Origin of the sequence: Yoonia sp. I 8.24 (assembly GCF_022096995.1) — a bacterium.
GTDB lineage: Bacteria > Pseudomonadota > Alphaproteobacteria > Rhodobacterales > Rhodobacteraceae > Yoonia.
Genome location: NZ_JACXGQ010000004.1, coordinates 1 through 24,737 on the forward strand (window position 1 = coordinate 1; position 24,737 = coordinate 24,737).

Genomic DNA, 24,737 nt, shown 5'->3' on the forward strand with positions numbered 1-24,737 from the left:
ATTTTTAAAGCTCAAATACACAACCACATATATTTCGGAGAACCAAAATGCGTTTCACAACTACTCTCGCCGCTGCAACGGCAATCGCCTTGACATCAACAGCTGCCTTTGCGGGTGGTGTTGCACCTGTCATCATCGAACCCGTCGAAGTGATGGAAGAGCCTGTGACATCTTCTGTTAAACCAGCTTACATCGTTTTGGGTGTTCTGGCGGCACTGCTAATTGCGTCACAGCTTGATGACGACGATGACGAAGAAGAGATTCTGATCGACTGATTTCGATTTTAGGGGCCGACACTTCGTCGGTCCTATTCTCTCCGGCGCGGAATTTTTGCAACGGTTAACACCAGCGGGACCGCGCAATGCCGCCACGCCGCCGAACGCGATAGGCAAGCCAAACGTAGCCCCACACACATTGACGCGACCGCAAACCCTAAGGGCGTTGTTATGAAACCTGGGGTCAACCACGCCAGTACAAACCGCCTGCAAGGCCCGTGCGCCCAGTTTGCGCTCCAACATCGGTGCCAACCACATCGACGAGACCAAGCCAGTCGCAAAGCCAAGTAAAAGCGTCCCAAACATCGCATCTGACACGGCAAGCTGCGCCTTAATATGTGAGACATAAGCTGCAAAGCAGCCCCAAAAAAAACCCAGCAACGATAAAGGCATACGACAAAGTTCTAGGCGCACTCCATGATTGCTACGGCAAGCCATGGAACCATCAAAACATCACACATATTGATTTTAAGTTTGGCGGGGCCGATTTCATCTTTCTTGACGAGTGGGACGCGCCTTGCTTTATCGCAAGCACCCATGAAGGCACCGACATCCTGAAGGCACTCTACAAAAATCTAAGCGACTAACCGGCCCTATCGAAATTCGCGCGTTACTTCTATTTTTCTGACGATTGCCGCGTTAAACGCGTCAACATCTTCCGCAGGAATCCAATATTCCAAATGCGCGCGCCCACCGGCTTCTTGGACGTCATATGCATCAAGGTACGATTTTAGGACTTCAAAGCGAGTGACGTAACCAGACCCGCTGGCCTTCACGTTCCAATCACGCGCAATCTTAATGGCGTAATCCTCAGTCAACACAGGATAGAATATCGGTTGCTCAGGAAGACGAGGCGGAAAAGCCTCCATATCGGCGGCCTCCATCAACGCGAGTTCTTCAGGTCCGACCGGTCGCCATAAGACCACAATTTTTGCTTTATGTGCCATACGGTTTGAATAATATCACCCCTAGGTAGATACAATATCAAAAACCACACCCAGCCATTGCTGGGTGTGGTCACTGATCTTAACTCAACACCGCCCGCAATTTCGGGATGCGCGCCAAGATCAACGTATCAAGTGCCAGCACCGTCAGCAGTGCAAGCCCCGCCATAGGGAACGCCATCGAAACGCCGAGCCCAACCAGTGCCGCCCCCTGCCATAGTGGCATTTCTTGCGGCATAGCGGGCGCGGCAAGGCGGCCCGCTTTGGCGGGGCGGCGTTTCCACCACAGCACGAGCGAACTGACACATAGGAAGATCACGGCAAGGCAAACGACCGTATTGGCCAGCACGCTCCACAGTCCCAATGTGCCCATGTGTAGTGCAATGCCGACGGCCATCGCTTTACCCGCAAGCGAATAATCCGCGTAGCGCACATCGGCCAGAACATTGCCAGTGTATTGATCCACATGAACGGTGCGGTCCGTCGTCGGGCTAGTGCTATCGACGCTCATGGAATCGCGGCTAAGCGTCCAAACCCCGGTATCGCCGGACGGCAGGTTCATCTGATAACGTGCGTCAAAACCGATCTCACGGGCCAAGGCATCCACCGTGTCGATGGACACGAACCCAGCGATGCCGTCAGTCCCAACATCACTACCAGAGGCAGGCAACGGCGTTTGTTCAAGCGCCCAAGGCACTTCGCGCCGTTCGTGGTTCATACTTGCGTGGGTTTTATCGGAAAGCGGCACATTTGCCCATTTTTCTGCGGGGAATTGGCTCCAGGCTTGGACCATTTTTCCACCCCAAATACCGGCCCATGCAAGCCCCGAAATCAAAAAGAAGACCAGCACAATGGATACCCACATGCCAACAACCCCGTGCAGTGACTTCCACAGGCTCCGGCCTTTTGAAAAGCGGGGGATAAATGACCTGCGCCACCCGTCGTCACGCGGCCACCACATATAAAGACCCGTCGCGACAAGCACCAAACACAGCGACGCCGCCGTTTCAATAAGTCTGTCCCCTGCTAGGCCCAGCATGAGATCACCATGGATATGGTCAAAGAAATCATACCACCCGCTACGGCGCGGAAAAGTTTCGATGACAGTCGCCGTGTACGGATCGACCGCGACCATGATCGCATCATCCCCTTGATCAACCCGAAAAAGCGCAACCACATCGTCGGTACGTGGGGCAATATATTGTTTCACCACGCCATCATCGATGGCCGCAAGAGCCGCCTCTGCTTGCACCGAAACAGGCAGCGTAGTCTCTTGTGGAATCACTTCGGTCCGCGCGCCATCACGCCCGTCGATCCAAGCGATCCACAACATCGCCATGCCTGTCACCGCAAGCGTGGTCAGAAACGGGATCACAACAAGCCCCGCGTAAAAGTGCCAGCGCCAAGCTGCACGGTATAGTTTTTGCGCCGCGCCTGTGGGCTGCGCATTCGTTTCAAGTGTCGTCATTCATTGGCTCCAAGCCTTTGGGTCCGCCGTTTTGGGCGGATCAGTTGAAATCTTTGATGAAAAGAAATCAGGCTTGGGGTGGTGCGCGCGACAGTCGCGCTGGATCAAGAGATTGGGCGTTGCGCATGTTCTGGGCCGTCGCAACAAGCCGCGTGTAATCGCCCGGCAGAGTAATCGGTGCGCTAGTAAGTGCATCCGGCAAAACAGCCGCAGCAATCAAATGACAGGCCGGGCAATGTCCGCCGCTGGCTTTGCTTGGGTCCGTCGTATTGCCACACAGGTCAGAAAATGACCCGCCTGCGGCGAGATAGGCAATCACATCGTCTGTCAGCGTAGGTTGTTTGACAGGTGCAGACAGACCTCCAGCCCCAAGGGCCAATAGCAGCACAAAAGTGGTTAACAGCCTAGAAATGATGTCAAATCCGCGTCGCATGACATGCCTCATAATCGTTCTTCGTCCCTAGTGCGAGCACTGTTTTCTGACATCTCTTGATCTAAGGTATCCCAAAGAAGTGCTTCCTAGCGGTAAAAGCCACGCCACAATCAATGAACCCCCTTTCCAAAAAGGCGAATCCCTTCTATAGGCACAGGTCTTACCGGGTCCGCACACCCTTGGAGGGCGGCCCATTCATATATCGGAGAATTACTATGGCTGGAAAGATCCCAGATCTTAACGCCAAGGTACGCGCGGGGACAGGCAAGGGGGCCGCCCGCCAAGCTCGCCGTGATGGCGACGTACCTGGCATTGTTTATGGTGGTGGCGCAGAGCCCCAATCAATTAGCATCCCATTCAACTACCTGCTGACCATGCTGCGCAAAGGCCGCTTTATGTCGACGCTTTTCAACCTCAAGGTTGAAGGCCAAGAAGACGTACGCGTGATCTGCCGCGGCGTTCAGCGCGACGTTGTCAAAGACTTGCCACGTCACATCGACCTGATGCGCCTCAAGCGCACAAGCCGTGTGAAGCTGTTCATTCCTGTTGAGTTTGAAAACGCTGAGACATGCCCAGGCATCAAAAAAGGTGGCACACTGACTGTTGTGCGTAACGAAGTCGAACTTGACGTTCTGGCTGGCGACATCCCTGATCACCTCACAATCGATCTGGCGAACCACGAAATGGGCGACACAATCCACATCAGCGAAGTCACGCTTCCTGAAGGTGCGAAATCTGTGATCGACCGTGACTTTGTCATCGCAAACATTGCTGCACCACGCACAATGGCAGCCGATGACGAAGAAGAAGGCGGCGAAGAAGCGGTTGCTGAGGCACCTTCAGAAGAATAGTCCAACGCTTCAGCGTGGATCAAAGGGCATCCGTTTCGGGTGCCCTTTTTGTTTGGTCAGCCCGCAATACGGAGCGGCTGCGCAAACGCATGTTGCCGCAGCTTGACTTCGTTCTTGGTCAACACAACGCCTTTGCGCCAATGCTTGCTTTGCATCACGTCGGGATATTTCTGCGCATAGTCGCGGTACAGGTCGTTGGTCACAGCAAACGATATTGGCAGCTGATGCAGGCTTTCCAAAATGAAATCATCCGCTTGGACACCGCTTGGGACAATGTAGATTTCATCGGCCCGCAATCCAAATATGTCGATCAGCAATCCAAGCTCGTGCCGGTTTCGCGCCGAAAAAGCGCCGTGTTCAATCAGCGTAAAGTAAATATTCGCGTCAAAGAAACAGACGATACGATACCCTTCTTCGCGCAGGGCGTGCGCGAGCATACCAAGCGGCTGCGCGTCGACTTTCTTTTCGTGCCCAAAGTGATAGATATTGCTGCCGTCAATAATGGCCGTCTTTGCGTCCAGTCGCAGATTGCGCATAAAGCCCTGACGGTCGAATTTCAGTAATCCATGTGAAGTCGTGGTGCTGCGCTTCCTTTCGGCAAGCTGCCACAGAATAAACAACACCCAGACGCCCCCGAACACCATCAAGCCCGTCATGATCGCATCTCGCTCGATTTCGTGCGATGGCAATACGTTGGTCAACAGGAGCGTTAGAAAGCAAACAGCAACGAATAGACCTAAATTTCCTAGAAATATCAGAACCTTAAAAATGGCCAAAAGCAACGTCTGCTTAGGTCGTGCCGCCGTTATTAGTGCGAGCTTATCGCCCAGTGTTTTTGGTTCGTAAGTCATACTGCAATTCGTTCACCGTCGGAATGCAACACTTAGTCAATTCCCCGAACAATGCCAACCTGTAGTTGTGTCGATTTCTGCCCATCGCGAACAGATTGCAATCATGCTGGTGCATCATCGGCAATCTCAGACGACCCACTAGCGCCGCACTGCGGCATAGGTTAAGAAAGCGTTATGAAACTGATCGTAGGCCTCGGCAACCCCGGCGCGAAATACGCGCAAAATCGTCACAACATCGGCTTTATGGCTATGGATGTTATCGCAACCGATCATGGGTTTTCGCCCTGGCGCAGTAAATTCCAAGGGCAAATATCTGATGGGCGCTTTGGCTCTGAAAAGGTTGCCCTTCTGAAACCCGAAACTTTCATGAACCTTTCCGGTCAATCTGTCGGCGAGGCAATGCGCTATCTTAAGGTCGCCCCTGAAGACGTCATCGTCTTTCATGATGAGCTTGATCTGGCACCGGGCAAGGTACGCCTGAAAACGGGTGGCGGCCATGCAGGCCACAATGGGTTGCGCTCTATTCACGGGCATATTGGCCCAGACTACGACCGTGTACGTATGGGCATCGGTCACCCCGGCCACAAAGACGCCGTCGCAGGCTATGTCTTGCGCGATTTTTCAAAAGCAGACGCCGCATGGCTTGATGATGAGATGCGCGGGATCAGTGACGGGATTGAACATCTGATCGCGGGCGATGGACCTAAGTTTTTGAATGCGATCGCGCTGCGCGTCGCCCCTCCCCGGTCTTCGACAAGCAAGCCCAAGCCAAAACCTGTCACCACCTTGCCCACCCAGCAAGAGGATAGCCGTTCCCCGATGCAAAAGCTTGTGGATCGCTTTCGGTGATACCTGACCGGGTCCGCGACGCATTTTTAGGCCAAGCCACTGCCTGCGCGGAACTCGATTCACCTTTTATGGCACAGCTTATGACCCTGTGCGCGACGCGGCCCTGGCCAGACAGCCCGGTGACCAAACGTATCTTCGAGTGGCAAGGCGATCTCTATCCAAGCGGACAATCCGTGCCCTTACGGCTTGCTGGGGCATTGCATGCCTGTAAATTGGCCGGTGATCCCGAACTGACCGCTGTCTACCCGCCCCGGCAAGGTGACCCAGATAAAATATGGGACGCAGTTTGTGCGGCGCTGCTTCAGCATTGTACGGCCATCAATGCCCATCTCGACCAAGCCCCCCAAACCAACGAAGTCCGCCGATCCGCTGTTTTAATCGCTGTGGGGCATATGCTTGCCGAACGGTTCCACCTGCCGATCCGCTTGTCAGAACTTGGCGCGAGCGCGGGACTGAACCTACATTGGGACGACTACGCGCTGGCTATCGGCAAGCAGCAGTTTGGTGCGGCCTTGCCCGCGCTCAAGCTGCGCCCTGATTGGACCGGACCGCCCCCACCCACGACACCGCCAACAGTTGTCGTGCGCGCAGGTGTGGATTTAAATCCGCTAGAACTTCCGCGCGATGCACAGCGCTTGCAATCATATCTTTGGGCGGACCAGCCCCATCGGATCACCCTGACCCGCGCCGCAATGGCTGTCGCGCAGACCAAGGTTGTCAAAGCTGACGCCATCGATTGGCTGGAAACGGCACTAGCCCATACCCCCGGTCAATTGCATCTGATCTATAGCACGGTGGCTTGGCAATATTTCCCGCGCGATAAACAGATCACTGGCACCGCCTTGATCGAACAAGCGGGGCTGACTGCCACAGCAGAGACCCCCATGGCATGGTTCACGATGGAGACAGATGGCACAACGCCCGGTGCCGCGCTTACCTTGCGTCTTTGGCCCGGTGATATCACCATCGCGCTTGGACGCGCCGATTTTCATGGGCGGTGGGTGCAATGGTATCACCAAGACACCCCAAACAAGGCCACACAGACATGAGCCTGATCGATTGGATTTTCACGCTTGCCGCGGGTGCGATCACCATAGCCGCAATATGCAAACGCAGAGAAATCAAACGGCTGCGCCATGTGCTACGCCTCTTTTCTCCTGAGAGCATCGTGCAAAATTTCTCGCATATGGATGCAGCTTTTCTGCACGAGCAACTGCCCGCTAAAGGCGACAAATCTCCCTTACCGCTAGGCCGCTCGATAGATCTGACACCGGACATGCGTCAATGGATCGACGCGCGCAGCGTCACCGCATTGGTCATATTGAAGGACGGGCAGCAGGTCTTTGAAGACTACTTTCACGGCACGGGCGCGGATGATCTGCGGATCAACTGGTCGGTATCAAAAAGCTATCTCTCGGCCTTGTTTGGCGTGGTGTTATCTGAGGGTTCGATCGACAGCATTGACGATCCTGTGTTGAAATACGCGCCCGCATTGGCGGGCACCGCCTATCAGGATGCGACCATCAAAGACGTGTTGCAAATGTCATCGGGGCTGAAATTCGACGAAGACTATCTGGCCTTCTTTTCAGATATCAACCGGATGGGGCGTGTTTTGGCGCTTGGCGGGTCGATGGATGGGTTTGCACAAAAACAAAAGACCAGCGCCGCCGCCCCCGGTACGCGGATGGAATATGTCTCTATCGACACCCATGTCTTGGGTATGGTCATCCGTGGCGCGACAGGGCGTGGGATTGCAGAGTTATTGCAAGAAAAGATCATCGCCCCCTTAGGGATGGAACACGCGCCCTATTACGTGACGGACGGCAATGGCGTAGCTTTTGTACTGGGCGGGCTGAACAGCACAACGCGCGACAATGCACGTTTTGGCCAGATGATGGCGCAGGGCGGCATGTGGCAAGGCAAACAGATTGTTCCCGCAGATTGGGTCACGCAATCAACCCGTGCCACCGCCAAAACGGCCCCCGGTGAAATCGGCTATGGCTATCAATGGTGGATACCCTTGGGTTATGAAGCGGGGCAGTTTTTGGCGCGTGGCATTTACGGGCAATACATCTACATTGATCAAATCAACAATGTCGTCATCGCCGCCCATAGCGCCGATCGCGCCTTTCGCGACGACGGTGTGAGCCGCGAAAACGAAATCGTGTTCCAACAGATCGCAGAAAGCCTGACCGCCCATGGATAAAGACCCATCGCTGAACGTCTTCGGACACCCGCTCGCCCCCTGTTCGACGGATCCGGTCACAGGGTATTTTCGAAACGGCGCCTGCGATACCTGCGCGCAAGACACAGGCAGCCACACGGTTTGCGCTGTGATGACCGATGAATTTTTGGCCTATTCAAAATACTTTGGGAATGACCTCAGCACGCCGCGCCCTGAATTTGGTTTCAAAGGGCTCAGCGCTGGGGATAGCTGGTGCCTATGCGCCAGCAGGTTTCTACAAGCGCACGAGGAAGGCTGCGCGCCGCAGGTCAATCTCCACGGCACGCATGTTCGCGCGCTTGAAATCGTGTCGATTGACGTGCTGCAACAATACGCGACAGATCAGCCTTAGGCCTTCATATCAAAGCCAAGGTGCTTTGCGACGGTAAAGATATCCTTGTCGCCGCGCCCACACATATTCATCACCAGCAGGTGGTCTTTGGGCAGCGTCGGCGCAATCTTCATCACATGCGCAAGCGCATGGGATGGTTCCAGCGCAGGAATAATTCCTTCAAGCGCGCAAGACAGCTGGAACGCCTCAAGCGCCTCAACATCCGTAATCGACACGTATTGCGCACGGCCGATTTCATGTAGCCAAGCGTGCTCTGGCCCGATGCCGGGGTAATCAAGACCTGCTGAGATGCTAAACCCTTCGAGGATCTGACCATCATCATCTTGCAACAAGTAGGTGCGGTTGCCATGCAGCACGCCAGGGCGGCCACCAGTCAACGACGCGCAGTGTTCCATCTTGGCATTCACGCCTTTACCGCCAGCTTCGACGCCGATGATGTTGACGTCCTTGTCGTCAAGAAACGGAAAGAACAGCCCCATCGCGTTAGAGCCACCACCGATTGCGGCGATCAACGTGTCGGGCAAACGGCCTTCGGCGGCTTGCATTTGCTCTTTGGTTTCCTTGCCAATGATCGCTTGAAAATCACGCACCATCGCGGGGTAAGGATGTGGGCCGGCCACAGTGCCGATGCAATAAAACGTGTCGCGTACGTTGGTCACCCAGTCGCGCAACGCATCATTCATCGCATCCTTCAGCGTGCCACGACCCGAGGTCACAGGGACCACTTCGGCCCCCAAAAGACGCATACGGAACACATTGGGCGCTTGGCGTTCAACGTCATGCGCGCCCATGTAAACTACGCATTGGAGACCAAATTTCGCACAAACAGTCGCCGTCGCGACACCATGCTGCCCCGCGCCGGTTTCCGCGATAATCCGGGTTTTGCCCATGCGGCGCGCCAGAATAATCTGGCCGAGCACGTTATTGATCTTATGTGCGCCTGTGTGGTTTAGCTCATCGCGTTTGAGATAAATCTTAGCGCCACCCAGATGTTCGGACAGCCGTTCGGCGTGGTACAGCGGGCTTGGGCGGCCAACGTAGTTGGTCCACAAATCGTTCATCTCTGCCCAGAAACTATCATCAGTCTTGGCAAACTCATACTGCTCCTCAAGTTCGAGGATCAGCGGCATCAGGGTTTCCGAAACAAAACGGCCCCCAAAATCACCAAAACGTCCCTTTTCGTCGGGACCGGTCATGAAGCTGTTGAATAGATCGTTGGACATGTCACATCTCTTTTTATCGCGCCTGTCAGGACTAGCGCGATTGTTCAAAAGGGTAAAGCAGGCAAGCAAACTATTGGGTAAGATTAGGCGCCGTGCGCAGCGTCGCAAAACGCTTTCATCAGGGCCGCATCTTTGACGCCCGGCGCAGTTTCCACACCCGACGCCACATCAACCTGCCGCGTGCCGGTGTTTGCAATCGCTTCAGCCACATTTTCAGGGTTCAGACCGCCTGCAAGCATCCACGGTTTGGTCCAGTATTTGCGCCCAGACAGCAAGGTCCAGTCAAAACTGATACCATTCCCGCCCGGCAGCACTGCATCTTTGGGTGGCTTCGCATCCAGCATCAATTGATCGGCAACGACGCTATAGCGATCAATCGCATCAAGGTCATCTGGCCCTGACACGCCCAATACTTTGATTACCGGCAGGCCGTAACGCGCGCGAATTTCAGCAACACGTTCAGGTGTTTCTGATCCGTGAAGCTGCAACATATCCAGTGGCACCTTTTCCGTCAGATCATCCAGCAGCGCATCATCTGCATTCACCACGAGCCCCACCTTGGCCACGCCAATCGGCACATCAATGGCAAGATCAAGCGCTTGGTCAAAGCTAACGTAGCGCGGGGATTTGGGAAAAAAGTTAAACCCGATATAGGTCGCACCGGCGTCGGTTGCGGCCACGATATCAGCTGCGGTCCGCAGACCACAGATCTTAATCCGAATATCAGATGACATCAGCCCGCGTTTTCCAAAAGTGCCAGCACGTCATCGCTGTCTTTTGCGCCCACGGCCTCACCACGCAGTTTTTTCACTTCGCGGCGCAAGGCATCAAGTTCACGGCTTTTTGCGCGTGAATCGGAACGTGTGCGGTGTTCGCGCACCCATTCCCACAAGAAGCCGATCAGCAGCCCAACCCCAACGCCAATGAAGATGACGATAAATAGGGGAAGCTGTATGTCCGGCGATAGGCCCAGCACATCGGCAAGTGCCTGTGGCATAGCCCGCACTGTCACCGCGTCGCGATTAGCGAGCCCAATGATTATCAAGCACAGCCCAGCAATGGCCCAAAAGGCATAACGAATTGTTTTCATGGCTTCCTCTTAGTTGCCGTTCAAACGATCCCGCAAAAGCTTGCCGGTCTTGAAGAACGGAACATGTTTCTCTTCGACTTCGACCGCTTCCCCCGTGCGCGGGTTACGGCCAATACGCTGGTCCCGTTTTTTCACCGAAAACGCGCCAAAGCCACGTAATTCGACACGGTCGCCCCGCGACATAGCGTCTGTGATCTCTTCAAAGATCGTATTCACAATTCTCTCAACGTCACGTTGATACAGATGCGGGTTCTCATCAGCAATTTTTTGAATCAATTCAGAACGGATCATAACGTAGCCTCCCAAAATACACATATCACATCGTCGCGGTTTATCCCCGCTTTTCAAATGACTATAGGCAGTTTCCTGCGTTCAGGAAATAGTGAGTACAGGGTGAAATTGCGCAAAATGTAGGAAGAAATCAGAAAAATTGCCTTGAAATCCATCTAAACCCCGGCCTTCGGGTCGTGGCACGATTTTCGGCACCACAGATAAAATGAATGATTCGCACGCAGGCCGCGCGCGAATCGTCATTGACCATTTGGTCAATTTTTATAGGGGGTTAGGCGATATCGCGCATGATAAACGCACGCGGTCGCAGCTTTACTAGACTTAAAAGTTACCAAATCTAGTCAAGGTAGGCGTCAGCGCGCTGCCCCGCCCGTTCTTCGTGGATAGGAAGCGTGCGCCCATAAAGCTGTTTTGTCCGCTCGACACTGCCGACCATTCCCGGTTCTTCAACATAAGAAAAGATCGCGACATAGCGCGGGCGCTCACCCTCAAGCGGCGCAACACGGTGGAGAGAGTACCGACCGCGAAACAGCTGCAAATCGCCCGGTTCAAGGTTGAGCACATGTATCTTGTCTGACGTTCCATCCAAGACGCGTTTCACCTCAGGGAAGTTCTCATCTTTTTCGCGGATTTTCGGGGCGTATTCAAATGCGCCTCCCGCGTTGGCATTTTGAATTGCGAGCGTCACGGTGAAATTGTTGGTGTCAAAGTGCCACGGAAATCCGTTTCCTTCCGACGCCATGTTCACAATCACATCCGCGAGCGGATCAGCGTAGCGATAAAACTTCTCTTCCTGCAGGCAATCTTGAATGAACTGATCGAAACCTTCGAAATCATGCACCTGCCGCAACGGGCCATCTTTGGCAAAGTTATCCGCCGCAATGAACGCATTCGAGCGGTCATAAAACTGACGCCGCGGATCATCCTCGGGCAGGCTGGGGTCATCTTGGCTAAAGTAGACGTTGGTTTTGCTGAATGAGCTATGCCCCCGATCGGCAACGCCGTCTGCTTCTTCGGTAAGCGCAGCAACACCCGCAGGCGTCAAGAACCCTTTCAAAACGGCGCAACCGTCTTTTTCTAGATCCGCCCAAACGCGGGCCAAGACTGCATTTCTTTCAGGGCTATCAGATTGGATCGGATAATCCGCAAGATTGATCAGGTCAGTATCAGAAATTTGCATTTAGTCCTCCTTGTTTAGCAGGAGTAAAAAACCGCAAATGCGACAAGTCTTATTCATTTGCGACATCAGCCCGGCGAAAACCAGCCTTTCGCCCCGTCGATGCGATACCAAATTTTAGGGTATGTATATAGCTGATTTAACGCAGTTTCATGTGTGAAAATTCACACGAACTGTTCACGGATCAACCGTTCCTCAAGCCCATGTCCCGGATCAAATAAAATCCGGTGTTTGATCGTCGGCTCTGACCGGATTTCAACGCTCGACACATCGCGCACAGATTCCCCATCGGCATCGGCCATCACAGGACGTTTGGCAGGATCGATCACATCGAACCGCACAACCGCCCGCTTGGGCAGCAAGGCCCCCCGCCAACGCCGCGGCCGAAACGCTGACATTGCCGTGAGCGCAAGCACATCCGACCCAATCGGCAAGATCGGCCCATGCGCGGAATAGTTATAGGCGGTCGACCCGGCAGGCGTCGCCAAAAGCGCGCCATCGCACACCAGTTCAGGCAACCGCAGTTTGCCATCAACGGTGATCCGCAATTTCGCTGCCTGCGGCCCTGCGCGCAGCAAGCTGACCTCGTTAATCGCCAGCGCGTCGTGCATCTGGCCATCCACGGTGAGCGCGGTCATCGCCAGTGGGTTGATCACCTCTTCGACGGCAGCATTCAACCGTTCACCCAGATCATCCGCACTATATTCATTCATCAAGAACCCAACGGTGCCGCGGTTCATACCGTACACAGGCACATCTAGCTCTTGGGTGCTGTGCAAGGTCTGCAACATGAACCCGTCACCACCCAACGCAACAATGACATCAGCCTGTGCTGGCGCGACACCATTATGCAGCGCCGTCAATGCGTGCAGCGCAGTTTGTGCAGTCGGTACGGGGCTGGCAACAAAGGCGATTTTAGGCTGCGTCATTGGTGAATTATTCCTCTTATTCGACCTAGTAGTGAGCGGATCACCCGTGAAACGCAAGACGCCGATAAGAAACCTACATGACGCGCTCATAAAGATCATGGTCGTTTTGATGCTTTAGAACGGGGCATTCCTACGGTATGAGGTCCCATCACTTTGCAATTGGCCCCTGAGACAAGGAAAACACCCATGACCGCAGATGTCCGCGACGCCGGCTTTTTCACCGAAACACTTGATACCCGCGACCCTGAAATTCACGCAGCAATCACAGGCGAACTTGGTCGCCAGCGCAAAGAGATCGAATTGATCGCTTCTGAAAACATCGTATCAGCCGCTGTCATGGAAGCCCAAGGCAGCGTGATGACAAACAAATACGCCGAAGGGTATCCGGGTCGTCGTTACTATGGCGGGTGCGAATATGTCGATGTTGCCGAAAACATCGCCATCGACCGCGCCAAACAGTTGTTTGGCTGTGAATATGTGAACGTGCAGCCGAACTCTGGATCGCAAGCGAACCAAGGTGTCTATAACGCATTGATCAAACCCGGCGACACGATCCTTGGTATGTCTTTGGACGCGGGCGGTCACTTGACCCACGGTGCAAAGCCAAACCAATCAGGTAAAATCTACAATGCCGTGCAATATGGCGTACGCCGCCAAGACAGCCTGCTGGACTATGACGAAGTCCAAGCACTGGCCACCGAACACCAGCCCAAAATGATCATCGCAGGTGGGTCCGCCATTCCGCGCATCATCGATTTCGCAAAAATGCGCGAGATTGCGGATTCTGTTGGCGCGATCTTGATGGTCGATATGGCGCATTTTGCTGGGCTTGTCGCTGCGGGCATCTACCCATCTCCCTTCCCGCACGCGCATGTTGCTACAACAACCACGCATAAAACCCTGCGCGGCCCACGCGGCGGCATGATCTGCACCAACGATGCGGATATCGCGAAAAAGGTGAACTCTGCCATCTTCCCCGGCATCCAAGGCGGCCCGCTGATGCATGTTATCGCCGGGAAAGCCGTGGCCTTCGGCGAGGCCCTGCGCCCCGAGTTCAAATCTTACCAAGAGCAGGTCGTCAAAAACGCTCAAGCCCTGGCGGATCAACTGATGAAAGGTGGGCTTGATATCGTATCAGGCGGTACAGACAGCCACCTGATGCTTGTGGATCTGCGCCCCAAGGGCGTCAAAGGCAACGCGACCGAAAATTCACTGGGCCGCGCGCATATCACCTGCAACAAAAACGGCATCCCGTTTGACCCTGAAAAACCAATGGTCACATCCGGTATCCGTCTGGGCTCACCCGCAGGCACAACACGCGGATTCGGCGAGGCCGAGTTCCGTCAGATCGCGGACTGGATCGTCGAAGTCACCGACGGGCTTGCCGCCAACGGTGAAGAGGGCAACGGCGAAGTCGAAGCCAAAGTCCGCGCCGAAGTCGAAGCGCTCTGCGACAAGTTCCCGATGTATCCGAACCTATAAGAAAATTCAGGTGGGCTCCGGCCCACCTGATGCCCGGTGCTACGTCAATTTTGTCGAATGTCGGCTAAGAGACCAGAGTTCCAGAATCTGCGAAGTCGACGAATGGCTGTTCTCAATGCAACCTACGAATGTGGACGTCGAAATCTGCAGTATTTTCCATCGCCGATGCCAGTGTTCATTACAACTTGATTGACTACTAGAATGTTGGGTGCTGAAAGTTAGCGAAAAATAACTCATAAATATATGTTTGGGGTAGTAAAATGATTGATCTTTTGAACGGCAAAAAGAGCTTGGCCGTCACCTATTGGGTGGGCATTGTGGGGTTCGGGCTGATCTGGCGCATCAGCACTTGGTTCATGACGCAACAATATCTTACCGCAAGCGACCAAGATGAAATTGAATCACTGGATTTCGGGCACAAAACTCTTCTCTTAGTTTGCACAATCGTAGCCTTGCTGCTGCTCCGGGCGATGTTCAAAGCAGGCTTCAACAACCGCAAGCCGGGCGGTTGGGGGTGGTTGGGTATCGCCATCGCAGGACTTGGGGCGGCAAACGTGGGTTTCACCACAGCCACAGTGCTGGACCCGTCAATAGCGACACCTCGGTTTATGCTCACGCGTGAAATTGCTGAACTCAACAAGCAGCTACCACAAGTATTGGACGCGGAAACCACATTGAACGGAGTCGAAATTATCGGTGATGATTTGGTTTATTCCTTCAGCTACACATTTCCAGTGGTCCCCGATAAGATATCTGAATTGAAACGTTCTTTCACGACGGACGGTATCGAAGGCCAATCGCTTTGTCGCGATTTAGAAGGCTACTTCAATGGCGGCCTCGAGAACGTAAAATATGAACTCACATATACCAATCAGTCCGTCACAACACAATTGACTGCCCAAGATTGCTTGTCTTTTCTTGCAGACTAATAGTGGCAGCCTGCGCCAAGCATGCATAGCTACCAACATAAAACAACCGTTGGCGCACGTGCAGCGAAAGTCCGCTCCGTCCGCTGACCAGACATGACAGCCTTCATGAGAATCTGCACAAACATACATCGCATTTTCTCAATTTATAATTTACTCCCTCTCCATGACCCAAACCCATATCACTGAACGCCGTCTTGGCGATGCGATGCGCCGCCGCCTCCCCGCTGGGGTGGTTGAATTTGTGATGTTTGTCCTCAAGCAGGCATGGGCCTGTTTGTTTGGGGCGTGCCTTTTGGTGGCGATCATTGGGACCAAGATGATCTGGCAGGATCACTGGCCCCTCGCCCGTTATGACGCGCTGTTCTTAATCGCGCTTGGGCTGCAAGCGCTGTTCTTACACTATAAGCTGGAAACATGGGCCGAGGCCCGCGTGATCCTTTTGTTCCACATCACCGGCACCGCGATGGAATGGTTCAAGGTCAGTGCTGGGTCTTGGGGTTATCCGGAAGTTGCGCTGTTCAAAATCTACGAAGTGCCGCTGTTTTCGGGCTTCATGTATGCCGCCGTCGGCAGCTACATGGCGCGAGTCATTCGTCTGTTTGACATGCAATTCGCGCCCTTCCCACCGATGCTGCTGCACTTTGGGCTGGCCGTGGCGGCTTACGTCAACTTTTTCAGCCATCATTACATCTGGGATTTCCGTGTGATTCTGTTCGCCGCCACCGCCCTATTTTACATCCGCACCCGCATTTGGTTCCGCATCGGGGCAAACTGGTACTGGATGCCACTGCCCGTCGCTGCATTTCTGAGCAGCCTGTTTCTATGGATCGCCGAAAACATCGGCACGCTGACGGGCACATGGATATACGCGGGGCAAAACCCGCTGGAACTGGTCAGCTTTGCGAAAATCGGGTCGTGGTATCTGCTGCTTTATGTGGCCTTTGCGACCGTCACCTTGGTGGTCAAAGACCCGGTCCGACGTAACCCCGTTGCACCAGCACATAGATCACCAATGCCGCCGTCACCAAAATAGCCAATGCAATCGCCGCAACCACATTGATCAGCCCGGTGATGCGTTGCTCACGCAGATCGACATTTTCAAGGAACGCCACCGTGTTGCGATGCGCACGCGCGATGCGGGCAGTATCCACCATACGTACCAGCTTGGGGTTCTGGCTCAATTCAGCAGTTTCAACAAGATATGTCACGTCACGCCGGACGGCGCGCGGCAAATGACGCCGGGCTTTGCGCAATTGCACAGCCAATGACGCCCCGCGTACACGCAGCTTGGATTCAAAAAGCGCACGGATTTCGGCAATATTTTGTTCAATCATCTGGACCATAAAACACCCGGTAATCATAAACCAATCGTCGCTCAATCCCTCTGGCACTTTGCACGCACAAAGGGTTAAAACAGATGCATGTTAAACACGGTACACTATGACGGGCCCGCGGGCACACCCCTTTTAATTGCGCATGGTCTGTACGGGTCCGCGCGTAATTGGGGCGTCATCGCAAAACGCCTTGCCGCTGAACGCCCAGTGATCACGGTTGATATGCGCAACCACGGCAGCAGCCCGTGGTTTGACAGCCAATCCTACGCAGATATGGCGAGGGATTTGTCCGAAGTGATCGACCAGCCTATGGACGTACTTGGGCATTCCATGGGCGGTAAGGCGGCAATGGTGCTTGCGCTGACCCACCCCGCCAAACTGCGACGGTTGATCGTGGCCGACATCGCGCCAGTCGCCTATCAGCACACGCAGATCGGGCCGCTCAATGCGATGCGCAATGTGGACCTTATGGCGGTAACCTCGCGCAGCGAAGCCAAGGCGCAATTGGGAGCATTAGAGCCCGGCGTCGATGATTTCTTACTGCAAAGCCTTGACCTGAAAGAAAAACGCTGGCGGCTGAACCTTGATGTGCTCGAAGCTGATATGGCCAAGATCGTCGGCTTCCCGCAGGTGAGCGGATCATTTGACGGGCCGGCGCTGTTTCTATCAGGCGCTGAATCAGACTATGTGTTGCCCGAGCACCGCCCCGCGATCAAATCCCTGTTCCCGCAGGCCAAATTTGCGAAAATTCCGGAGGCGGGGCACTGGCTGCACGCACAAAAGCCGCGAGAATTCGCCGCCGCAGTCACCGCATTCCTGAACATGCCAGACCCATCTTGATAACGCCCTGCCCAGCGGCTAGGGTTTTCGCGAAACCAATATTCTGAGGTCCACCATGATCATCCGCGCATTTCTTGTCTTGTCCGTCATCGGCCTGTCCGCATGCGAAACTGTCAAAGGCGTCGGCCGCGATATCACAAACGCCGGTCAGGCTGTCGATAACGCACTTTAAACAACGCCAGACGTCAGAAACGTCGCGACGCTCAACCCACCCATCACGGCAATAAAAACATGTGGTAGATAATACATGGCGCAGCTCCATCGTTTGATGGGTTTGATACGTGCGGGCGTGGCGTTTCCGTCGCTATTTCTTTTTCACAAATTCCGTTAGGATCACAATGCGCTGGCCTTCAACGCGGCCTTCGATGTGCGCTGGATTTTCGGCAACCAATGAAATGCCGCGCACGGCTGTCCCGCGTTTGGCCGTGAACCCCGCCCCTTTGACCGGCAGGTCCTTGATCAAAACAACCGTATCGCCCGCGTTTAGGGTCGCGCCATGGGCATCTTTATGCGCGCTTACAGCGGCGACATTATCCGCCCAAGCCCGCGTTTCATCGTCTAAATACTGCTGATCCGCCAGATCGAGCGCCCACGGCGTGCCGATCTTTTTCAACGTCCGCGCGGCAAGCACGGCAATGCAGGGGTCTTCGGACCACATGGTGCTGGCGAGCCCCCGAAAATGCGATTCCTCGGGCGTGTCCAATAGCGCAATGCAGGTGTCACAGATATCGACAGCCGCGCCGTCAGGCCCGCCCGGAACGGGACAGGATGTCAGCGGGGCGTCAGCGGTTTGGCATAAGGGGCAAGTCATGCAGGTCGGTCTACGCCGATTGCGCAGCCAAGGAAAGGCGCCATCCGTCTACTTGATGTTTTGGGTAATCGCGCGGGCGACGAAATAGCTGACAGGCAAGCCAAGCACCGCCCCCACAGCCGCAGCAACGATAATCGGCACGGCCGTATCATAGCCCGTGACCAGCGCCGCGATCACAAGACTACCGGCAAGACTGGTGCCGATGATGGAATAAAGCGTGGACGCGAGGCGTAGCATGATAATCTCCGAACGAGTTGTTTCGGGCGGAGACTAGCAGTGGTGAGACAAGGGGGCTTTGATGTGGGTCAAATGCTCAATCAGGCGCGCCGCGCCCGAACCGAGGGGCAGGAAGCGAAGCGCCCGCCCCGTGGGGGCGGTTCGGGCGCTGCCAAATCGAAGATTTGGCAATCCCTATGTCTCAAAAGGCTTGAACAGATCATTGGTTGACTTATTAAAAATCCACTCTGGCCAATCGTGGTCCGTGCCCTCAAAAGGTGCCCCGCTCTTAGCCTTTTCTAAACGCTCTTTTCTATTGGCAGTATCTTTTTGGTGTCCTAAAAATAGATGCATCAGGAATTGCTTTTCATCATTGGAGCCTCCGATAGGCATCAAGGCATAGTCAACTTGCCGTGTTTTCTGATGAAACAGTCTTACAAAATCACCGATCGCGACAACTGCTTCTGTTGTTTCCTGCCGCGTTACAGGGGCTACCTTTGTGCCATGCGCATGGGGCAAATCACTATGAGCAAGGTATTTATCAGCATGCTTGTTACAACTAGACACTTTGTCGTCTATCGCATCATGGAGTTGCGTCAAATCTATATCGCAAGCCCGATCTGCAATTCGAACTAGCTGCTCCAAACTCAAATTATTGTTTGATTTCTGTTTGGCTGGATCGGTAAGTCGCCTGATCTTTAAGATCGCGCTATCCCAGAGCGCCTTCTGGATAATGCGCGTAGAGGAACCCGATGACGCGTTCAAGGCGTCGACACGCTCTTTATTTCCCGCGAAAAAATATAAAAACACTCGCCACTCGCGAAACAACTGGCTTGTGGCGTTTGTGATCAGATAAACGGACTTTCCCTCCTTTTCGCCATAGATCGACTGGTATTCTAATAGCGTTTCATCCGGTGCTCTCCTCAAATTCGCCTCCAATAAAAACGGTAGCAGTGCGAACCCCTGCGCCCTACCTCACCCAGTGCGGCCGCAATTGGCTGCGCCAATAGCTTTCCCACACGCGCGCTTAAAATGGCCAGCTTCTAACTGTCCATTTTCAGTGCGCTAATGAAAGCTTCCTGCGGGATATCCACCTTACCAAACTGCCGCATCTTTTTCTTACCCGCCTTTTGCTTATCCAGCAGCTTGCGTTTGCGCGATGCGTCGCCGCCGTAGCATTTGGCGGTCACGTCTTTGCGCAGGGCCGATAGGGTTTCGCGGGCGATGACTTTGCCGCCGATGGCCGCTTGGATCGGGATTTTGAACATGTGGCGGGGGATCAGGTCTTTGAGCTTTTCAACCATCGCCCGGCCCCGCTGTTCCGCGCGGTCGCGGTGCACCATCATCGACAGCGCATCAACGGGTTCATCGTTGACCAGCACCGACATTTTCACCAGATTGTCCTGCTGGTAACCCGTCATTTGGTAATCGAACGACGCATAGCCCTTGGTCACCGATTTCAGGCGGTCGTAGAAATCAAACACGACCTCGTTCAATGGCAGATCATAGACCACCATCGCGCGGGACCCGGCATAGGTAAGGTCCAACTGCACGCCGCGGCGGTCTTGGCAAAGTTTCAGCACGTCACCCAGATAGTCGTCCGGCACAAGGATCGTCGCTTTGATCCGTGGTTCCTCAACATGGTCCACATGGGTCAGGTCGGGCATATCGGCGGGGTTGTGCAGGTCGATCATCTCGCCGTCGCGCATATAGACGTGATAGACAACCGACGGTGCGGTTGTGATCAGCTCAATATTATATTCGCGTTCAATCCGGTCACGGATAACCTCAAGGTGCAACAGCCCCAAGAACCCACAGCGAAAGCCAAAGCCAAGTGCTGCGGATGTTTCCATCTCAAAGCTAAACGACGCATCGTTGAGCGCGAGCTTTTCGATCGCATCGCGCAGGTCTTCGAATTCGGCGCTATCCACGGGGAACAGCCCACAGAACACAACAGGTTGCGCGGGTTTAAAGCCGGGCAACGCATCTTCGGTGCCCTTCTTTTCCGACGTGATCGTGTCACCAACACGGGTGTCGCGCACCTGTTTGATGGACGCTGTGATAAACCCAATCTCGCCGGGACCCAGATCAGCGACGTCTTGCATTTGCGGACGGAACACGCCGATCTTATCGATCCCATGCACGGTGCCGTTGGATAGGAATTTCACCCGGTCGCCCTTTTTCATCGTGCCGTCGATGATCCGTACCAAGACGATCACGCCCAAGTAGCTGTCATACCAACTGTCGACCAGCATCGCCTTGAGCGGGGCATCACGGTCGCCTGTTGGGGCTGGCAGCTTGTGGACGATGGATTCAAGCGTCTCAACAATGCCTTCGCCGGTTTTGGCCGACACGCGGATCGCCTCTGACGCATCGATCCCGATCACATCCTCGATCTGTGCTGCAACCTGATCGCATTCTGACGCAGGCAGGTCGATCTTGTTCAGCACAGGCACGATTTCATGGTCCGCATCAATCGCGTGGTACACATTGGCCAGCGTCTGCGCTTCAACGCCTTGGGTGCTGTCCACAACCAGCAACGACCCTTCGACCGCACGCATGGACCGCGAAACCTCATAGGCGAAATCGACGTGGCCGGGGGTGTCGATCAGGTTCAGCACATAAGATTGGCCGTTTTGCGCGGTGTAATCGATGCGCACCGTGTTGGCCTTAATGGTAATCCCGCGCTCGCGCTCAATATCCATACTGTCGAGCATCTGCGCCTTCATATCGCGCTCAGCCACGGTATTTGTCTCTTGGATCAGACGATCCGCAAGCGTGGATTTACCGTGGTCAATATGCGCAACGATTGAGAAGTTACGGATGTGATCGAGATCAGTCATGAAGGGAAAGCCCTGTGCAAAGTTTGAACCTGTCAATGGCCAAAGAACACGGGTTTTGCAAGGGGATTGCGCCGATCATTCGTTCAACGCGGGCCCCGCGAAAGCGCAATCATGACTTCTCCCTACCGATTTGCGATCCCTAGATGAAGTTCATCAAAAGCTGGACGTACAGGCTCATACAAAAGATCTTCAATCGGTGCATTGCGCTCGGCCTCGCACATCCCTTCGGCAACAATGTAGTCCATGGCCACCCGGTAAGACGGGTAAACTTCCTCGAATGAGCTGCACGGGTGGTGCGGGTCCGGATTGGTTTCGCACTTTTCTACAAACAGCCGGTCCACCCGCGCGAGCGGACACAGCACATCGTGCTCAATCTGTGTGTTAGTTAGTTCCGTAGGCTGACCACTTTCAATGAGCATTTGATGCACCGCAAACAAATCAGATTTTACGGCCAATAGACCTGTTGTGTATTCTTGCGCATAATTTCCGTAGTGCATCGCATTGATATAATATGGATCTGCAAGCAACATGTCGGCAGATGAGCGCGCTGAACCCCTTTTCGCCAAACCTACGTCAGCCCAAGCGCCTGCGTCAAAGATCGCGCTTGCCGCAAGACGTTGCTCCAATAGATCACGTTGTGCCCGCTTTGCGGCATCAAAGTGACGGCCCAGAGCGATCGGCAAATTGTACCTTCCCAACAAAACATCGATGTAATCTTTACTATAGGGGTCGTGAATAATTCCAGCCTCGGCCTCGGCCTGCCAACGCGCATCCATGGCACGCAGTTGGGCCTCAGCCTCATCGGTAATGCGCAGTTGCCATGCCAGGTTTGTCGCATTGAAACGATCGTTCAGACCGACATCTGCAAGATATGAGAGGATCAAGGCATCGTCCTCTGGATTTCCACGGTCTCTTGCCTGCCGTAGCCTTGCCAAAAGCACGTTGGGATGGGTCAACGTCCCGAGCCGCCGATTTGCAAACGCTTGCGCAGCCTCCCCTGAAGATGTCGTATGAATCAAATCAACGATGCAAACATCGACAGTATACCCATCTTCGACATCCGGAATCTGGTCAGCATAATGTTCACACAGCCCCTGCACGCCGCGGTGTCCAACCCCACCCCACTGTGGCAAAGTGAGCAATGATGCCCGCCAAAGCGAGCCGCGGTTCGGTGTGATTGCCATTACGTCCGCGACGATAATTTCGAACGCGTCCCAATCTAGTCGCTTTGTTGTTAACTGGTGCAGAATGACAGCGTCAGAAGCCGGCACATAGTCAGGCACGCGCGCGTATGCCTCTAAGGCAATGGTCATACCTTGGTTCTGGAGATCTCGAAAAGCTTGCATTGCTTCAGGGGGCGTTCGCCCAGCGTAGCTTTCACCACGCAGCCGCCATGCCGTCGCTCGCATTTGAAAAGCGTACGCTGTCTGGGCATAGGGTGAATCCGGATATTCTGCCATCCAAGCGTCGACAAAATCGATCACGTCAGGATGCGAAGCGATCAGTATCGTCACAAGCTCTCGCAAGTCATTGTAGCTGATAGTCCCCTCCAAGCTTTCGGCATGCGCCTGTGCGAACGCGGCTTCGGCGCCATCGATATCGCCAGCATACGCCATTTCACGTAGGGCTTCTGGTGTGACAGCCGCCCAAGCGGACAAGGGTTGGAATAAAAACAAACCCAATACGAAAAATAGACGCATCCTAGAATCCTATGCAATTTAGGAAAATTGAACACGGACGCTCAACCCAAGCAAGATTAAATATCCACAAAAACGCCAAAAAAGAGCCACACCGAGAGCGGAGCGAGAAATTTCCCCAATTGCATCGCGCCGCATCCCCCGCCATAATCCGCCCGAGGGCATCATCAGTCGGACCGTCTGCGCAGACAGCGGCCAGAGAGAGGCAATATGCGGTATATTCTAGTCATCGGTGCGTTGGTCGGCATGACGGCATGTGGCGGCGGCGGGCGCAGCTCCGGCGTGCCAAGTGCCACGGGCGAGATTTCACATGCTTGCCAATCGGCGGGACGTTCGGCGGCTTCCCCGGAACTCTGCGGCTGTGTGCAAAGTGTGGCCAACCAAACCCTGAATGGGCGCGATCAGTCGCGTGCTGCGGAATTCTTTAGCGATCCGCAATTAGCCCAAGACACTCGGCAATCCGACAATCCGAATTCCGAGGCATTTTGGCTCCGCTACAAAAGCTTCACAGAACTGGCGAGCCAGATTTGTGTGCCCGTTGCATAAGGCGCGCCGCGTTTTCGATAATGTCTAGACACCCATCAAAATCGCCAGAGTAATAGGGATCGGGCACGTCGATCTCTGCCATCAGCCGTACGGGTGTCACATTCCCTGCCGGGCGTTGCCGTTCGATATCGGCCAGATTTTGCGCGTCCATTGCAATGATCAGATCAAAATCGTCAAAGTCCGAGACGGTGAACTGACGCGCGCGCAAACCGCTCAGGTCATAGCCACGCGCACCTGCCACCGCCTGCATAGGCGCATAGGGTGGTTCACCAACATGCCACCCCCCGGTGCCCGCGCTATCAAGGCTCAGATCCGGGATCATTGCGCGCAACACGGCTTCAGCCGTCGGAGAGCGGCAAATATTGCCCAAACACACACAAAGCACACGCATCACGACAGGTGCCCTTTGGCCATCCGGTAATGCCCGATGATCGAGGGCATGAAAAACAGCAACCAACCGAACATCGCATAGGCAATAATCATCGTGGGTATCCATGCGACGGCCACCACAAGGCCAATCCCACCTGTTGCACGATGCGCTGTAACCGGCCGCAAAAACCGCAACAAAAAGAGATGCAGTAACTTGCCCCCGTCCAATGGCTGCACAGGCATCATATTGAAAATGAACAAGACGAGGTTCAAAAACGCGAATTGCATCAGATAACCCGCGATGATCATCATCGCTTGCGATGGGTAGGTATCGCCGGACCAAATCATTTTTGCCCCCAGCGAACACAGCGCCCAAAGCGCAAGGTTCACCAGCGGCCCCATCGCAACGATCAATTCACTTTGATACCGTGTCGGGGATCGCGCGGGTTCGCAAAACCCACCGCCACCATTAATCATCACACGGCGCACGGGCACGCCCTGCACGATACAACCGACCGCATGCCCAAATTCGTGCAAAAAGATTGCTGTGACCAGCATGGCAGCGAAAATCAGGCTGCGGACAATATCACCGCCAGAAAACACGACAAGAAACAGCAACAACACCCCTAGCGATTGCCCGACTTCAACCCTCACCCCAAACGGGCCTCTGAATTCAAATATCACTGTGTCATTGGCAAACATATCAATCCGGC

The 24,737-nt window shown here is 54.4% G+C and carries 30 protein-coding genes; 12 read left to right on the plus strand and 18 right to left on the minus strand.

The window, feature by feature from the left end; all coding sequences use genetic code 11:
* Positions 1-47 precede the first annotated feature (47 nt).
* On the plus strand, positions 48-275 hold the full coding sequence (locus Yoon_RS08545; protein WP_238111734.1) for a hypothetical protein: 228 nt from the start codon (positions 48-50) through the stop codon (positions 273-275).
* A 593-nt stretch (positions 276-868) separates the two neighbouring features.
* Here Yoon_RS08545 and Yoon_RS08550 read toward each other — a convergent pair.
* From Yoon_RS08550 to Yoon_RS08560, 3 genes are all read right to left on the minus strand, one after another.
* Positions 869-1,222 (minus strand): ADP-ribosylation/crystallin J1, encoded by a 354-nt coding sequence (locus Yoon_RS08550; RefSeq protein WP_238111736.1) that lies wholly within the window; start codon positions 1,220-1,222, stop codon positions 869-871.
* 79 nt (positions 1,223-1,301) lie between these two features.
* On the minus strand, positions 1,302-2,687 hold the full coding sequence (locus tag Yoon_RS08555) for a PepSY domain-containing protein (protein WP_238111737.1): 1,386 nt from the start codon (positions 2,685-2,687) through the stop codon (positions 1,302-1,304).
* A 67-nt stretch (positions 2,688-2,754) separates the two neighbouring features.
* A complete protein-coding gene (locus Yoon_RS08560; protein ID WP_238111739.1) occupies positions 2,755-3,120 on the minus strand; it encodes a hypothetical protein in 366 nt (121 codons plus the stop codon).
* Positions 3,121-3,335: 215 nt separating this feature from the next.
* Between Yoon_RS08560 and Yoon_RS08565 the strand changes: the two genes are divergently transcribed.
* Positions 3,336-3,971 (plus strand): 50S ribosomal protein L25/general stress protein Ctc, encoded by a 636-nt coding sequence (locus Yoon_RS08565; protein WP_238111740.1) that lies wholly within the window; start codon positions 3,336-3,338, stop codon positions 3,969-3,971.
* Positions 3,972-4,027: 56 nt separating this feature from the next.
* On the opposite strand, the gene Yoon_RS08570 is transcribed toward Yoon_RS08565, so the two are convergent.
* A complete protein-coding gene (locus Yoon_RS08570; protein WP_238111741.1) occupies positions 4,028-4,822 on the minus strand; it encodes a hypothetical protein in 795 nt (264 codons plus the stop codon).
* 174 nt (positions 4,823-4,996) lie between these two features.
* On the opposite strand from Yoon_RS08570, the gene pth reads away from it, so the two are divergent.
* Genes pth through Yoon_RS08590 form a run of 4 tightly spaced genes read left to right on the plus strand, consistent with a single transcriptional unit; the run spans position 4,997 to position 8,247 of the window.
* The gene (gene pth, locus Yoon_RS08575; RefSeq protein ID WP_238111742.1) at positions 4,997-5,671 is read left to right on the plus strand and encodes an aminoacyl-tRNA hydrolase; all 675 of its coding nucleotides are present in this window, start codon (positions 4,997-4,999) and stop codon (positions 5,669-5,671) included.
* A complete protein-coding gene (locus Yoon_RS08580; RefSeq protein WP_238111743.1) occupies positions 5,668-6,720 on the plus strand; it encodes a DUF2332 family protein in 1,053 nt (350 codons plus the stop codon). The genes pth and Yoon_RS08580 overlap by 4 nt, the downstream gene beginning before the upstream one ends.
* Positions 6,717-7,877, plus strand: a complete 1,161-nt coding sequence (locus Yoon_RS08585; RefSeq protein WP_238111744.1) for a serine hydrolase — start codon at positions 6,717-6,719, stop codon at positions 7,875-7,877. The genes Yoon_RS08580 and Yoon_RS08585 overlap by 4 nt, the downstream gene beginning before the upstream one ends.
* Entirely contained in the window at positions 7,870-8,247 is a 378-nt protein-coding gene (locus Yoon_RS08590; RefSeq protein ID WP_238111745.1) for a DUF2237 family protein, read from the plus strand. Before Yoon_RS08585 ends, Yoon_RS08590 begins: the two co-directional genes overlap by 8 nt.
* Here Yoon_RS08590 and trpB read toward each other — a convergent pair.
* From trpB to Yoon_RS08620, 6 genes are all read right to left on the minus strand, one after another.
* On the minus strand, positions 8,244-9,470 hold the full coding sequence (gene trpB, locus Yoon_RS08595; protein WP_238111747.1) for a tryptophan synthase subunit beta: 1,227 nt from the start codon (positions 9,468-9,470) through the stop codon (positions 8,244-8,246). The two genes, Yoon_RS08590 and trpB, sit on opposite strands and share 4 nt — an antisense overlap.
* 83 nt (positions 9,471-9,553) lie before the next feature.
* Positions 9,554-10,204, minus strand: coding sequence for a phosphoribosylanthranilate isomerase (locus Yoon_RS08600; protein WP_238111748.1), 651 nt, complete (start codon positions 10,202-10,204; stop codon positions 9,554-9,556).
* Positions 10,204-10,560: a LapA family protein gene (locus Yoon_RS08605; RefSeq protein ID WP_238111750.1), complete on the minus strand. Its 357-nt coding sequence runs from the start codon at positions 10,558-10,560 to the stop codon at positions 10,204-10,206. The genes Yoon_RS08600 and Yoon_RS08605 overlap by 1 nt, the downstream gene beginning before the upstream one ends.
* Before the next feature lie 9 nt (positions 10,561-10,569).
* Complete coding sequence (gene ihfB, locus Yoon_RS08610) at positions 10,570-10,851, minus strand: integration host factor subunit beta (RefSeq protein ID WP_113775794.1); 282 nt, start codon at positions 10,849-10,851, stop codon at positions 10,570-10,572.
* 337 nt (positions 10,852-11,188) lie between these two features.
* Complete coding sequence (locus Yoon_RS08615) at positions 11,189-12,031, minus strand: phytanoyl-CoA dioxygenase family protein (protein ID WP_238111752.1); 843 nt, start codon at positions 12,029-12,031, stop codon at positions 11,189-11,191.
* A gap of 161 nt (positions 12,032-12,192) precedes the next feature.
* Positions 12,193-12,957 (minus strand): NAD kinase, encoded by a 765-nt coding sequence (locus Yoon_RS08620; RefSeq protein WP_238111754.1) that lies wholly within the window; start codon positions 12,955-12,957, stop codon positions 12,193-12,195.
* Between the two features lie 186 nt (positions 12,958-13,143).
* On the opposite strand from Yoon_RS08620, the gene glyA reads away from it, so the two are divergent.
* The 3 genes from glyA to Yoon_RS08635 all read left to right on the plus strand — a co-directional run bounded on the left by glyA (position 13,144) and on the right by Yoon_RS08635 (position 16,401).
* A complete protein-coding gene (gene glyA / locus Yoon_RS08625; RefSeq protein ID WP_238111755.1) occupies positions 13,144-14,439 on the plus strand; it encodes a serine hydroxymethyltransferase in 1,296 nt (431 codons plus the stop codon).
* 260 nt (positions 14,440-14,699) lie between these two features.
* Positions 14,700-15,368, plus strand: a complete 669-nt coding sequence (locus Yoon_RS08630) for a hypothetical protein (RefSeq protein WP_238111757.1) — start codon at positions 14,700-14,702, stop codon at positions 15,366-15,368.
* A 163-nt stretch (positions 15,369-15,531) separates the two neighbouring features.
* Positions 15,532-16,401, plus strand: coding sequence for a DUF817 domain-containing protein (locus Yoon_RS08635; protein ID WP_238111758.1), 870 nt, complete (start codon positions 15,532-15,534; stop codon positions 16,399-16,401).
* Here the strand turns inward: Yoon_RS08635 and Yoon_RS08640 are convergent.
* Positions 16,331-16,747, minus strand: coding sequence for a hypothetical protein (locus tag Yoon_RS08640; protein ID WP_238111759.1), 417 nt, complete (start codon positions 16,745-16,747; stop codon positions 16,331-16,333). The two genes, Yoon_RS08635 and Yoon_RS08640, sit on opposite strands and share 71 nt — an antisense overlap.
* 42 nt (positions 16,748-16,789) lie before the next feature.
* Between Yoon_RS08640 and Yoon_RS08645 the strand changes: the two genes are divergently transcribed.
* Together Yoon_RS08645 and Yoon_RS08650 are read left to right on the plus strand one after the other, a co-directional pair.
* Positions 16,790-17,542: an alpha/beta fold hydrolase gene (locus Yoon_RS08645; protein ID WP_238111760.1), complete on the plus strand. Its 753-nt coding sequence runs from the start codon at positions 16,790-16,792 to the stop codon at positions 17,540-17,542.
* A gap of 55 nt (positions 17,543-17,597) precedes the next feature.
* The gene (locus Yoon_RS08650; protein ID WP_255698755.1) at positions 17,598-17,714 is read left to right on the plus strand and encodes an entericidin A/B family lipoprotein; all 117 of its coding nucleotides are present in this window, start codon (positions 17,598-17,600) and stop codon (positions 17,712-17,714) included.
* 132 nt (positions 17,715-17,846) lie between these two features.
* Here the strand turns inward: Yoon_RS08650 and Yoon_RS08655 are convergent, their stop codons facing one another.
* From Yoon_RS08655 to Yoon_RS08675, 5 genes are all read right to left on the minus strand, one after another.
* Positions 17,847-18,353, minus strand: coding sequence for an alkylphosphonate utilization protein (locus Yoon_RS08655; protein WP_238111761.1), 507 nt, complete (start codon positions 18,351-18,353; stop codon positions 17,847-17,849).
* 48 nt (positions 18,354-18,401) lie between these two features.
* Positions 18,402-18,590 (minus strand): CTP synthetase, encoded by a 189-nt coding sequence (locus Yoon_RS08660; RefSeq protein ID WP_238111762.1) that lies wholly within the window; start codon positions 18,588-18,590, stop codon positions 18,402-18,404.
* A 174-nt stretch (positions 18,591-18,764) separates the two neighbouring features.
* Positions 18,765-19,496, minus strand: coding sequence for a hypothetical protein (locus Yoon_RS08665; RefSeq protein WP_238111763.1), 732 nt, complete (start codon positions 19,494-19,496; stop codon positions 18,765-18,767).
* A 116-nt stretch (positions 19,497-19,612) separates the two neighbouring features.
* A complete protein-coding gene (gene lepA / locus Yoon_RS08670; RefSeq protein WP_238111764.1) occupies positions 19,613-21,412 on the minus strand; it encodes a translation elongation factor 4 in 1,800 nt (599 codons plus the stop codon).
* Positions 21,413-21,534: 122 nt separating this feature from the next.
* Positions 21,535-23,112, minus strand: a complete 1,578-nt coding sequence (locus Yoon_RS08675; protein WP_238111765.1) for a DUF4034 domain-containing protein — start codon at positions 23,110-23,112, stop codon at positions 21,535-21,537.
* Positions 23,113-23,319: 207 nt separating this feature from the next.
* On the opposite strand from Yoon_RS08675, the gene Yoon_RS08680 reads away from it, so the two are divergent.
* Positions 23,320-23,655, plus strand: coding sequence for an arginine transporter (locus Yoon_RS08680; RefSeq protein WP_238111767.1), 336 nt, complete (start codon positions 23,320-23,322; stop codon positions 23,653-23,655).
* Here the strand turns inward: Yoon_RS08680 and Yoon_RS08685 are convergent.
* On the minus strand, positions 23,615-24,046 hold the full coding sequence (locus tag Yoon_RS08685; protein ID WP_238111769.1) for a low molecular weight protein-tyrosine-phosphatase: 432 nt from the start codon (positions 24,044-24,046) through the stop codon (positions 23,615-23,617). The genes Yoon_RS08680 and Yoon_RS08685 overlap by 41 nt on opposite strands.
* Positions 24,046-24,642 carry a metalloprotease gene (locus Yoon_RS08690; protein ID WP_238111770.1) on the minus strand — a complete coding sequence of 199 codons (597 nt, stop codon included), beginning with the start codon at positions 24,640-24,642 and terminating at the stop codon, positions 24,046-24,048. Before Yoon_RS08690 ends, Yoon_RS08685 begins: the two co-directional genes overlap by 1 nt.
* Between the last annotated feature and the right edge of the window lie 95 nt (positions 24,643-24,737).